Raw genomic sequence first — 11,454 nt, 5'->3', positions numbered from 1 at the left:
CTCCTGGCCGGTGGTGCCAAGGATCCGATGACCAATGTTCGTCTTCTGATCGTGGGTGCGCTGAGGTCCCGGCCGGGCCATCTGTCCGAACGCGGCCGTGCCGTCTTCCTGGGGCGACAACGGCACCGTGCCGAATTCCTCGACCCCACGTGGGTGGACGGCCTCCTCGTCGATCACATCGATCGTCCGGCGGCCGATTTCGCCGCCCGCCTGGTGGACGACATGCTCGCCCAGTCCCGCCGGGTGGCGTTGGCGAAGCTGCGCATCGATCCCGCGACGGGAGGACTCACGATCTTCTCCCGGTTGCACGTTCGCGACGAAAGGTACTTCAGGACCGGCGACGAAGGGGATTCCGAGATCGGTATCCGGATCCATCAGCTGGGCTCGATGGCCGAACAGTTGGGGCTCTTCGTGAGCGAGGGCGATCACCTCGGCGTCACCCCCGCGGGACGCCCGGTCCTGGGGGTTCCCCGATGAGCGAGGTGCGGCACGAGCGATTCGCCTCTCCCCTCACGCTGTTGCGCGAGTGGGTCGAACGCCGCGACGAGCAGAGGTTGTCGGAGGCGCTCTTCCTCGGCTTCACCGTCGACCTTCCCTTCCTGGAGAAGGTCGCCCTGCCTCTCGCCCGGGGCTCGGGCGCCCGTACGGCGGTGATCGGTGACGCCGCTCAGGGGCTGTACGACCCGGTCGACGTGCGGAGGGCCGGGCGTGATTACCTGCACGGTTTCGCCACCTGTGCCGGAGCGTTCCACCCCAAGGTGGCACTTCTGATCGGGGAACGCGCCTGCCGGTTGGCGGTGGGATCCGGGAACCCCACGCTCTCCGGTTGGGGGGCCAACGAGGAACTCTGGACCGTCCTCGAGACGGAGGACGACGCGTCCCATCCTCTGTTGGCGGATCTCGCCGACTGGTTGGAGGAACTTCCCGACGTCGTCGACATGGCGCCCTGGTCCGCGGGACACCTCCGGGAGCTGGCCGGGATCCTGGCCGAGCGGTACGTGGCCGCCCCCGCCGGCTCCGAAACCGGTCCCCGGTTGCTGCACAATCTCCACCACCCCCTGCTCGACCAACTGCCGCCCGGCCCCGTCGACGAACTCCACGCCTACGCGCCGTTCATCGATCCGACCGGTCGGGCGTTGGAAAGGATCATCGGGCGGACGACCCCCCGGCGCACGCTCCTCGGTCTCCAACCCCGTTGGTCCGGCTACGACGCCGAGGCGATCCGGAAGGCGCTCCCCGATTCCTCGGCGGGGATCCGCTTCCTGGACGAGACCCGGCTGAGGCACGGCAAGTTCCTGGAATGGCGAATCGGCGACCGACGTCACAGCCTCACGGGAAGCCCCAATCTCACCGGCGCCGCCCTGTGCGCCTCCACCGCAGGGGGCGGCAACTGCGAACTCGCCGTCCTCGCGTCCGACACCGACCCCCTGCTTCCCGACGAGGGCGACCTCGTGTCTCCCGCCGAACTGCCCGACTGCACCGTCCGGTCCGTTCGCACGGGTCCCGCCGCGCCGGTCCTGCTCGGGGCGCAGACCACCGACGGGAGGCTGACCGTCGTCCTGGCGCGCGGTTGGCCCACACCCGTGGGAATCGCCTCCTCCCCGGACGGTTCACCGGGCTCCTGGACGGACATCGGCGAGGTCCCGGCGGGAGCCGAGGTCCACACCTTCCCGGATCCCGGGGCGCCGGGGGCGGCGATCCGGGCGAGCGCGCGCTCGGGCGGTACCGTCCTTCATTCCCCCGTCGTCTTCGTCCACAGCCCGGCGCACTGCGCACGGCGCCCCGACCTCGGCGACGCGCCCCGGTTGCGCCACGAGTACACGGTCGGGGAGTTGTTCACGGACGAGGGCACCGCGCGCCGTTTCGAAGCCGACATCGCGCGGCTGCGCGAGTGGATCGCCGTGACCTCCGGGCGGCAGGGGCGGGCGACGGCCGTGCCGGCGGAGTCGGGGAGAGCGGGGGACACCGACCGGTGGGAGACCTACCTCGAGGAATGCCGCCGGATGATCGGGACATCCTTGACCGAGGTGGCTTTCGACGTGTCGATGATCGACCTGCCACAGGCCCCCGTGTCGAGATGGACGGTGTCCGCGATCACCGGGCGGGAGGACGAGGACGAGGACCGGGAGGAGGAACCGCAGGAGGCGGAAGAGGCCCTCTCGGTGATCGGTGAGCCGCTCGTCCCGTACGTTCCGCCCGACCGGCGCGCGCGGTTTCGTGCCCGGGCGCGTGGCTGGGTGAGGGCTCTCGACGGTCCCTCCCGACCCTCCGGTCCCGCTTCCGGGGAGGAGGCGCGGGCGCCGCTTCCCGTCCGCCTGGCGGTGGCGGGTCTGTGCGTACGCCTGTTGGCCGCCGGTGTCTGGGACGAGGACGACCACAGTTGGCGCCGGGACCTGGAGGATCTCCTCCTCGCCCTGCCGGAGGGTGGTGCACAGCACACGGAGCCGTCCCACCCCTCGGTCCCGGGACGCCTGAACTCCGTGGTGGCCGTGGTGATGACGCTGCTGGCGCAGGATGTCACCCTCACCGGCGGAAGCGAGCACGACGTGGTGGCCGCCCGCGCGTGGCATCGCTGTCGGGAGATGGTCGCCGGGGCGAAGGCCGGGCAGGTCGAGGATCTGATGCTCGATTCGGAGCGACCGCTGGCCCGGGTCGTCCGGCGGAGCGAGGTGGAACGACTCATCGCCCTGGCGAGGGACGGGAACCCCGGGGCGGAGGTGATCGAGGAGTTCTCGGCCACGGGATGGTCGATGAGGCGCGAGGAGGGGATGTGGGAGATCGAGGGGGCCTTCGGCAACCCCCTACCGGTGGTGGGCAGGGCGGTTTCGCGACTCGGTGTCCCACCCGCGGGGAGCCTGCTCGTGAGAGCCCGTGGCAGGAGCGACCGATGGGCCTTCGCCGCGTGGGACGGGTCCCGGCTGGTCCTGATGAACGCCCCGGCCCGGGTGTGGCGTGTCTACCGGGTGGATCCGCCGGCCACCCCGGAGTCACGCTTCGCCGGTGGGGACGTATCCGCGGTACCCGGCCTCGTCGGTCGTCCCACGCCGTTGTCGGTCGGACCCCCCGAGCCCCTGAGTCGGATGCTCGCGAAAGCCGGCCTCTCCTATCCGCAGTTGATCGGACGGTTGTTCACGATCCCTTCCCCCGGGAGCTGAACCGCGCCGAGGCGTCTGTCCCGCACGTCCGCCGTCACCGCGGCCGGCCGGGGCGTGCGGATCGTGGGGGCACCCGGCGCCACGGGGACGGACGTCCCGGTCGCCCGGGGCCCCGCCTCCGGCCGTGACCCGGCCCGGGCGGGGTCGGACATGCCGCCCCGCCCGGCCCGGCCTATGCGTCGGACGCGGTGGTGGCGGGGGTCGGGGAGAGGTCCCGCGGCATCGCCGGGGGGCGTTCCACGGCACGGGTCACGGGGAGGGTGCGGCCCTCGCGGGCGGCGTCGAGGAGGGTGAGCATGGTGTCCAGGACGTGGGCTCCCAGCTCGGCCGAGGCGAGGTGGGGGCGGCCGTCACGGAGGGCGTCGGCCAGGTCGGCCAGGCCGACGCCGCGCCCGCCGGGCCGGTAGCCGGCGGCGTGCGGCAGGGGCGTCCAGGAGTCGCCCCGGCCGAGGGCGGGGGAGCCGTCGAAGAGGTTGGGGTCGGGGACGGACAGGGACCCGGCGGTGCCGTACACCTCCAGCAGGGGGAGCCGCGCGGCGTGCACGTCGAAGCTCATCGCGAGGGTGGTCAGCGCCCCGCCGGCGTGGTGCAGGACGCCGGTGACATGGGTGTCGACCTCCACGGGGAACCGGGTGCCCGCACGCGGGCCGCCGGCGACGGTGCGTTCGGCGCGCGCCCGGGAGGCGGCTCCGGTGACGCGGGTGACGGGGCCCAGCAGGTGCACGAGGGCGGAGAGGTAGTAGGGGCCCATGTCGAGCAGCGGGCCGCCACCGGGCCGGTAGTAGAACTCCGGGTCGGGGTGCCAGCTCTCGTGTCCCGGGCAGGTCATGAAGGCGGAGGCGGCGAGGGGGGTGCCGATCAGCCCGTCGTCGACGGCCGCGCGGGCGGTCTGGAGGCCGGTGCCCAGGACGGTGTCCGGGGCGCAGCCGACCCGCAGCCCGGCGGCCCGGGCGCGGGCGAGGATCGCGTCGGCGCCCTCTCGGTCGGCGGCCAGCGGTTTCTCGCCGTAGACGTGCTTGCCCGCCTCCAGCGCCGTCAGGGACACCTCGGCGTGGGCGGCGGGAACGGTGAGGTTGAGAACGACGTCCACGTCCTCGCGGGCCAGCAGCTCGGCGAGGGAGCCGGCGACGGCGACGTCGTCGCCGGCCTCCTCGGCCAGCCGGCGGGCACGGTCGGGGTCGAGGTCCGTCACGGCGGTCAACCGCGGGCCGTGCGGGGGGTCGCCGCCGAGGGGGTCACCCGGGCGCCGGAGATCGCGCAGGGCGGTCAGGGTGGTGAGGTAGGCGCGGCTGATGTTGCCGGCGCCGACGATGCCGACGTTCAGCGGGAGGCCCACAGCATCCCCCTCTCGGTGACGGTGCGCACCCCGGGCACGTCGAAGTCGTCCGGTTTGTGGCCGATGGTGGAGACGAAGACCCGGCCCAGCCCCCGCCGTCTGGTCCACACGGCGGGGATCGTGACCGGGCGCGGAAGGGTCTCGTCGGCCTCGAAGGTCGTGGTGGCCAGGACGTCGTTCAGCGGATCGGTGGCCACCCAGTACTGCTCCGTGTGCACCTCGAAGGCACCGAGCCCGGCGATGACCGGGTGGTCGGCGAAGGTGTCGACGGGGTCGATGCGGTGGGTGGAGAACTCGGGCGGGTGCATCAGGAACTGGCCCCCGGTCAGCAGTTGGTAGTCGAGGTCGCCGCGGAAGGAGTCGACGATGCCGCCGTGCCAGCCGGCGAACCCGGTCCCGGCGTGGACGGCCGCGACCAGGTTGGCGCATTCCTTCCGGGTGATCTCGCCCATGGTCCAGCACTGGACGATCAGGTCGGTCGAGGCCAGCAGTTCGGTGTCCTCGTAGACCTCCAGTTCCTCGGCCGTCGTGACGTGGAAGCCGTGGCGGCGGAGGAAGGGGAGGAACAGGTCGGTGGCCTCGATCGGGCTGTGCCCCTCCCAGCCGCCCCGTACCACCAGGGCCCGCCGGGTCGGTCGGTCGGTCCCGGGGCGGCTCGTGGCCGTGGGGTCCGTGTGGTCCGTGTGGTCCGTCACCCCTTGAACGCTCCTTCCATGATGCCGGCGACCATGCGCCGGCCGACGAAGACGAACAGCACCAGCAGGGGCAGGGTCGCGAGGAAGGACCCCGCCATGGCCAGTCCCAGGTCGATGTCGTAGTTGTTCTGGAGGGCCTTGATGGCGATCTGAACGGTGAAGTTGTCGGGCGACTTCAGGACCACGAAGGGCCACAGGAAGTCGTTCCAGGCGGTGACGTAGCTGAACAGTCCCAGGACGAACGCCGCGGGGCGGACGATCGGGAAGGCGATGCGCCAGAAGATCTGCCAGGTGTTGGCGCCGTCGATCCGGGCGGCCTGCATCAGCTCGTCGCTCAGGGTAACGGACAGGTGTTGCCGGATCCAGAAGATACCGAACGCGCTGACCAGCAGCAGCCCCGGCACGATCACCGCCTGGAGGCTGTCGACCCAGCCCAGCTCGGAGACGATCAGGTACTGCGGGATGATCGCGAGCTGCATCGGCACGGTCATGGTGAGCACCAGCAACAGGAACAGCGTGTCGCGACCGCGGAAGTTCAGTTTGGCGAAGGCGAAGCCGGCCAGCGAGCACATGACGGCGTGTCCGATGCCGATGCAGCCGGCCACGACCACGCTGTTGATCATGGAACGGAGGAACGGCACCGTGCTGAAGACCAGGTCGATGCGGTCGGGCAGGTTGCCGCCGGGGATGACCGCCGGCGGCATCTGGTTGGCGGTGGCCGTGTCGGTGGAGGCGACGACGAACATCCAGTACAGCGGGAAGATGCAGACGAACGTCGCGAACACCAGCAGGGCGTAGGCCCACCAGGGGACCCGCCCCGGGGAACGGGGACGGCGTGCCGGTGGTGACCGGCGTGCCACCGGGGGTGTGGTGGTCGTCATCATCGCTCCGAGCGGATACGGGTGGACAGCAGGTAGTTGATCAGCGCGATGACGACGATCATGGCGAACAGCGCCACGCCGATGGCCGCCGCGTAGCCGAACTCATAGCCCCCGAAGCCCTGTTCGTAGAGGAAGAGGGTCAGGGTCTGGCACTCCCGGGTCGGCCCGCAGGTGAGCGGGGTGGCCCTCCCGGCGAGCAGTGGCTCGGTGAAGATCTGCAGGCCGCCGATCGTCGAGGTGACGACGGTGAAGATGATGATCGGCCGCAGGGAGGGGATCGTGATGTGCCAGAACTGCTTCAGGCCCCCGGCACCGTCGACCGCCGCGGCCTCGTAGGTCTCGCGGGGGATGGCCTGCAGGGAGGCCAGGTAGAGCAGGGTGGTGTAGCCGAACCAGCGCCAGGCGACCATGGTGGCGATCATCACGTGGCTGGCGCCGGTCGACTGGAGGAAGTTGATCGGTCCGACGCCGACCAGGCCGAGCAGCCAGTTCAGCAGGCCGTAGTCCCGGTCGAACATCTGGGCGAAGACGATCGTCGTCGCGGCCACCGAGGTGATGTAGGGCACCAGCATCGTCATGCGGAAGAAGCCCGAGAAGCGCAGCCGCGCGTGGTTGAGCAGGTGCGCCAGGAGCAGCGCGGCCAACAGTTGGGGCACGGTGGACAGGAACCAGATGCTGAGCGTGTTGCGGGTGGCGTTCCAGAACCGCCCGTCATCCCACAGGCGGGTGAAGTTGTCGAAGCCGATGAAGGTCTGGTCGCCGATGGGGTTCCAGTCGAACAGGGCGATGTAGAAGGTGAACAACAGCGGGAAGAGACCGAACACCGCGAAGAGCAGGAAGAACGGCGCGATGTAGGTGTAGGGCGCGATCCGTTCGGCGAGTCGGTGCCGGACCGGCCTCGGCCCGTCCGCCCCCGCCGCGGCCCCCTTCGGGGCCGTCGGCGGGAGGGAGGACCTCGGCCCCGACAGGGTGCGTGTACTCACGGATTCCTCACTGCCCGATGGCGGTGCGGATGTTGGCCAGCGCCGTGTCCCAGGCCTCCGCGGGGTCGGCGCCCCCCTGTTCGACGGCGGTGAGGGCGTTGAGGAACTCGTTGCCTATGGTGGCGCTGTCCGGGCCGATCAGGAACGGCTCCAGCCCCAGCAGCGAGTCGGTGTAGATGGTGCCGATGGGCGCGTCCGAGAAGAACGGGTCGGTGTTCGCGGTCAGGTCCTCGTCGCCGTAGACCTCGGGGGTGGTGGGCAGGGCGCCGGAGTCGAGGAAGTGCTCCAACTGTCCTTCGGGCGACTGCATCTCGCTGATGTAGCCCCAGGCGGCCTCGGGGTTGGCGGCCTTCGCCGGGATCGCGAGGTAGCTGCCGCCCCAGTTGCCGGCGCCACCGGGGATGGTGGCGACGTCCCAGTTGCCCTCGGTGTCCGGCGCGTTGCTGCGGATGCTGTTGAGCATCCAGGAGGGTGCGGCCACCACCGCGTAGGCGCCCTGCTGCATCCCGGCGCTCCACCCCTCGGTGAACGAGGCCTGCCCGGCGGAGATGTCGGCGGCGATGGCGTCGAGCGCCAGGTCGAAGGCGTCCCTGACCTCCTGGTTCGTGTCGTGGATCAGCTCGCCGTCGGCGTCGTAGTACTTCTGCGACACCTGGTTGACGGCCTGGTAGAAGACACTGGTGGGGGCGTTGTCGATGAAGGCGTTGCCGGTGGCCTCGGTGTACTGCCGGCCCACCTCGATGAAGTCCTCCCAGGTCGGCCACAGCGCGCCGACCTCGTCCCGGTCGGTCGGCAGGCCGGCCTCGGCGAACAGGTCGGTGCGGTAGGCGACGGCCATGCCGCCGACATCGGTGGGGATGCCGATGATCGAGCCGTCCCGGGCGACGCTCTGGTTGATCACCCAGTCCAGGTAGTCGTCCTTCATCTCGTCGGCGCCGAACTCCCGCAGGTCGTGGAAGTTCTGCGGCTGCTCCACGAACCGCGGCAGGTCATCGCCCTGGATGAGAACGAGGTCGGGGACCTTGCCGCCGGCCAGCGCGGTCGTCAGCGCCTGGGCGGTCTCCTGGGTGGTGCCGACCTCCGTCAGCTTCACCGTGACATCGGGGTTGGCCTCCTCGTACTTCTCGACGGCGGCCTTCTGGTTGATGCCGGAGAACGACCAGAACTCGAACGAGTTGCCGTCGCCACCGGACGAGGAGTTGCCGCCGCATCCGACCGCGGCGAGGCCGAGTGCCGTGGCGAGGACGATCGGGGTGACACGTCTGCGGGAGAAGCTCTTGGTCATCGAAACGCCTTTGTCTACGAAAATTTCCGGAGCAACTACGAAACAATCACGTGGCCGGAAACGGTAAGAACGTTCGCCACCTCCGTCAAGAGGTGCGTCGTCATGTCACGGCGTCATAACACGACTCCGGGGAGTATGGGCGGGTGTGGACGGGGGGTGATTTCAGCCCCTGTCGAACACTCCGTCCCGGTGGGCCACGGGGGTGACGGCGTCAAGACGATTCGATGGTTTCGGTAAAGTCTTGAAAAGTTTCTTGGTCTTCGGGGCGGCGGGATGCCTCCGGGAGGGACCCCGGGACGCCCTCCGGGAGGCTGTATAACCGAACATTTCCCATCAAAGAGGATGAGCGGTCGCGTTATAGTGCCGTATGACCTCTGCCCACAACAGCATCAAGGGCGACGAAGCTTCCGGCGGGCCGCTGACTCTCGCGGAGATCGCCAAACGCACCGGCGTCTCGGTCGCCACGGTGTCCAAGGTCGTCAACGGGCGGGACAACATCGCTCCCGGGACACGGGAACTCGTCGAGGGCGCCATCCGCCGCCACGGCTACCGGCGGCAGAAGCGCGGCGGGCGCCCGGCCCCGCTGCTGGAGCTCGTCTTCCACGAGTTGAACGGCCTGTACGGGGTCGAGATCTTCCACGGGGTCCAGCGGGTCGCCCGCGAGCACGGCCTGGCGGTGGTGGTCACCGAACTGCAGGGCCGTCAGGTGCCGGGCCGCGACTGGGTCGAGGACGTCCTGGCCCGCCGCTCCACCGGCGTCATCACCGTGTGCTCGGGCCTCACCGAGGACCAGAACCACCGGCTGCGCAGCCGCGGCGTCCCCTATGTGCTCGTCGATCCCACCGGCGCGCCCGGCCACGACGCCGCCTCGGTGGGCGCGGGCAACTGGAACGGGGGGCTGTCGGCCACCCGTCACCTGATCGAACTCGGTCACCGCCGCATCGCGGTGATCACCGGCGCGGAGGGGGTGCTCGCCGCCCGGGCCCGGCTCGACGGTTACCGCGCCGCCCTGGACATGGCGGGCATCCGCCCCGACCCCGACCTGATCCGCATCGGCAACTTCCAGATCGCCGACGGCCTCGCCCACACCCGCCGGCTGCTGTGCCTGCCCGATCCGCCCACCGCCGTCTTCGCCTCCAACGACCACGAGGCGATCGGCGTGTACCAGGCCGCCGCCGAGGCGGGGCTGCGCATCCCCCGGGACCTCAGCGTCGTCGGTTTCGACGACCTGCCCACCGCCGAGTGGATCGTCCCGGCCCTCACCACCGTCCGGCAGCCCCTCCGCGAGATGGGGGGTCAGGCCACGACGATGCTGCTCACCCTGGCCCGCGGCGAAACCCTGCCGGTGGACCGCATGGAACTCTCCACCCGGCTCGTCGTGCGCGACAGCACCGCGCCCCCCGTCCCCCGGGGATGATCGGAGCCCGTCCTCCCGCCACCCCGGGCGGCGGGAGGACGGGCCCCGTCGGCCACGAGGGGGCCGGGGCCCCGGAAACGGAAAAGACCCCGGCGCGGCCGGGGTCCTCGATGGTGTCCGAGGGGGGACTTGAACCCCCACGCCCGATAAAGGGCACTAGCACCTCAAGCTAGCGCGTCTGCCATTCCGCCACCCGGACAGGTGTTCCGCCGCCGACCCGACGGTGTTCCGCGCGGTGTCGTGGCGACGTGTTCACCATACCAAGTCCCCGGGGGTGCTCTCACCCGCGTTCCCCCCGGTCGGTGCCGGGGGCGAGCAGACCGTGCTCCAGCGTGCCGATGACCAGGTCCAGTGCCCGCTGCCGGGCCGTGGTCCCCTCCCGCACCGCCTCCCACCCGGCCGAGAGCAGGTACCACAGGCAGCGCACGAACCAGTCGGCGTCCACGCCCGGCGCGATGACCCCCTCCCGCTGTCCGCGCATGAAGAGCGCCCCGACCGGGGCGTGGATCCGTTCCCATCGGTCGGCGTCCCAGTCCCCCTCCTCGTCGGTCCGGTTCTCCGTGAACAGCAGGCTCATCACCGGACCCAGGTCGAACATCGCCCGCACCAGGCGCCGCAGCGCCTCCACGGGCGTCCCGCGCTCCGGCTCGGCCTCGGCGAAGGCACGGACGGTGAGCACGAAGGCCTCCTCGTCCAGGGCCCGGAGCAGAGCGGGGCGGTCGGCGTAGTAGCGGTGCAGGGTGCTGCGGCCCACGCCCGCGAGACGGGCGATCTCGGACATCGGCGCGGTGCGGTCCGCGGTCCAGGCCGTCACGGCCGCGTCCAGGATCGCGCGACGGGTGCGCTCCGTGGTGCCGGGCGACCGGGGGGCTCCGGCACCGGGAGGGGGGCTCTCCGACATGGGAGAAGGATAGGGCGTGTATTACGGTGGAGCGTCTACGACCCACTGTGGGACACTCTGTCCCATGACCGAACCGGCGACCGTTCCCGACGAGACCACGGGGGGATCCGGGGCACCGATGGTGCTGCGACCGCCCCACCACCGAATCCTGCGACGCGCCGTCCCCTGGTGGACCCTGCGCTCCCTGGTCGGATTCCTCCCCCTGATCGGCGGTGCGGCCCTGCTGTACGCGATGTGGGAGGGCGGCCGGGTGTGGAGCGGCCCCCTCCTCGTCGGCCTCGTCGTGCTGTGCGTGCTCCGTACCGCCGTCGTCCCCTCCTGGCGATACGCCGTGCACCGGTGGGAGATCGCGGAGGAGGCCGTCTACGCGGCGAGTGGCTGGTTCGTGCGCGAATGGCGGATCGCTCCCATATCCCGCATCCAGACCGTGGACACCTCGCGCGGTCCGCTGGAGCAGGTGATGGGACTGAGCACGCTCGTGGTCACCACGGCCTCCTCCAGCGGGGCCGTGCGCATCCCCGGCCTCGACCCGGAGGTGGCCCGGGAGGCCGCCGACCGGCTGACCGAGATCACCCGCCGCACCCCCGGGGACGCGACATGAGCGCCGGGGCGGAGCGGGGGAGCGGCACCGCCGCGACCGGTGACCCGGCCGTCCCGCCACCGGCCCGGCCGGGGCCCGCCGGGGACGGGGCGTCCTGTGCCGGGGGCACCCCGCGGTGTGCAACTCGTCGATGAAGGTGACGATCCGCCCCTCGCTCGCCTTGATCTCGGCGAGGCTTCGTTCTCCTCCGAGGGATCCAC

The 11,454-nt window shown here is 71.0% G+C and carries 9 protein-coding genes, 1 tRNA gene and 1 pseudogene; 4 read left to right on the top strand and 7 right to left on the bottom strand.

Translation table 11 applies throughout. The features are described 5' to 3' along the window. A pseudogene (locus FOE67_RS06180) lies at positions 1–477 on the top strand (hypothetical protein); the annotation flags it as partial. Continuing rightward, complete coding sequence (locus tag FOE67_RS06175; protein ID WP_182661272.1) at positions 474–3,155, top strand: phospholipase D-like domain-containing protein; 2,682 nt, start codon at positions 474–476, stop codon at positions 3,153–3,155. The pseudogene FOE67_RS06180 and the gene FOE67_RS06175, both read left to right, overlap by 4 nt. Before the next feature lie 172 nt (positions 3,156–3,327). Here FOE67_RS06175 and FOE67_RS06170 read toward each other — a convergent pair whose 3' ends face one another. Genes FOE67_RS06170 through FOE67_RS06155 form a run of 5 tightly spaced genes read right to left on the bottom strand, consistent with a single transcriptional unit; the run spans position 3,328 to position 8,335 of the window. Then, positions 3,328–4,491 (bottom strand): Gfo/Idh/MocA family protein, encoded by a 1,164-nt coding sequence (locus FOE67_RS06170; RefSeq protein ID WP_323384342.1) that lies wholly within the window; start codon positions 4,489–4,491, stop codon positions 3,328–3,330. Continuing rightward, complete coding sequence (locus tag FOE67_RS28955) at positions 4,476–5,186, bottom strand: ThuA domain-containing protein (protein WP_438874189.1); 711 nt, start codon at positions 5,184–5,186, stop codon at positions 4,476–4,478. Before FOE67_RS28955 ends, FOE67_RS06170 begins: the two co-directional genes overlap by 16 nt. Then, a complete protein-coding gene (locus FOE67_RS06165) occupies positions 5,183–6,067 on the bottom strand; it encodes a carbohydrate ABC transporter permease (protein ID WP_228473603.1) in 885 nt (294 codons plus the stop codon). Before FOE67_RS06165 ends, FOE67_RS28955 begins: the two co-directional genes overlap by 4 nt. Next, on the bottom strand, positions 6,067–7,050 hold the full coding sequence (locus FOE67_RS06160; protein ID WP_323384340.1) for a carbohydrate ABC transporter permease: 984 nt from the start codon (positions 7,048–7,050) through the stop codon (positions 6,067–6,069). The genes FOE67_RS06165 and FOE67_RS06160 overlap by 1 nt, the downstream gene beginning before the upstream one ends. Before the next feature lie 7 nt (positions 7,051–7,057). Then, on the bottom strand, positions 7,058–8,335 hold the full coding sequence (locus FOE67_RS06155; RefSeq protein ID WP_182661266.1) for an ABC transporter substrate-binding protein: 1,278 nt from the start codon (positions 8,333–8,335) through the stop codon (positions 7,058–7,060). Positions 8,336–8,702: 367 nt separating this feature from the next. Between FOE67_RS06155 and FOE67_RS06150 the strand changes: the two genes are divergently transcribed. Next, the gene (locus FOE67_RS06150) at positions 8,703–9,752 is read left to right on the top strand and encodes a LacI family DNA-binding transcriptional regulator (protein WP_182661264.1); all 1,050 of its coding nucleotides are present in this window, start codon (positions 8,703–8,705) and stop codon (positions 9,750–9,752) included. Positions 9,753–9,863: 111 nt separating this feature from the next. Here FOE67_RS06150 and FOE67_RS06145 read toward each other — a convergent pair. Beyond that, positions 9,864–9,951, bottom strand: a tRNA-Leu gene (locus FOE67_RS06145). Between the two features lie 81 nt (positions 9,952–10,032). Then, on the bottom strand, positions 10,033–10,653 hold the full coding sequence (locus tag FOE67_RS06140; RefSeq protein WP_182661262.1) for a TetR/AcrR family transcriptional regulator: 621 nt from the start codon (positions 10,651–10,653) through the stop codon (positions 10,033–10,035). Between the two features lie 64 nt (positions 10,654–10,717). Here FOE67_RS06140 and FOE67_RS06135 point away from each other — a divergent pair, with 64 nt between their 5' ends. Then, the gene (locus tag FOE67_RS06135) at positions 10,718–11,254 is read left to right on the top strand and encodes a PH domain-containing protein (protein WP_182661259.1); all 537 of its coding nucleotides are present in this window, start codon (positions 10,718–10,720) and stop codon (positions 11,252–11,254) included. Positions 11,255–11,454: the final 200 nt, after the last annotated feature.

Origin of the sequence: Streptomyces calidiresistens (assembly GCF_014141525.1) — a bacterium.
GTDB lineage: Bacteria > Actinomycetota > Actinomycetes > Streptomycetales > Streptomycetaceae > Streptomyces > Streptomyces calidiresistens.
Note: the sequence above shows the minus strand (reverse complement) of the source record. Positions and strands in the feature narration are given on the sequence as shown.

Excerpts from the sequence above, each read along its gene's own strand:
- FOE67_RS06155 (WP_182661266.1), bottom strand. The coding sequence starts at position 8,335 with ATGACCAAGAGCTTCTCCCGCAGACGTGTCACCCCGATCGTCCTCGCC.
- FOE67_RS06135 (WP_182661259.1), top strand. The coding sequence starts at position 10,718 with ATGACCGAACCGGCGACCGTTCCCGACGAGACCACGGGGGGATCCGGG.
- FOE67_RS06140 (WP_182661262.1), bottom strand. The coding sequence starts at position 10,653 with ATGTCGGAGAGCCCCCCTCCCGGTGCCGGAGCCCCCCGGTCGCCCGGC.
- FOE67_RS06165 (WP_228473603.1), bottom strand. The coding sequence starts at position 6,067 with ATGACGACCACCACACCCCCGGTGGCACGCCGGTCACCACCGGCACGC.
- FOE67_RS06150 (WP_182661264.1), top strand. The coding sequence starts at position 8,703 with ATGACCTCTGCCCACAACAGCATCAAGGGCGACGAAGCTTCCGGCGGG.
- FOE67_RS06175 (WP_182661272.1), top strand. The coding sequence starts at position 474 with ATGAGCGAGGTGCGGCACGAGCGATTCGCCTCTCCCCTCACGCTGTTG.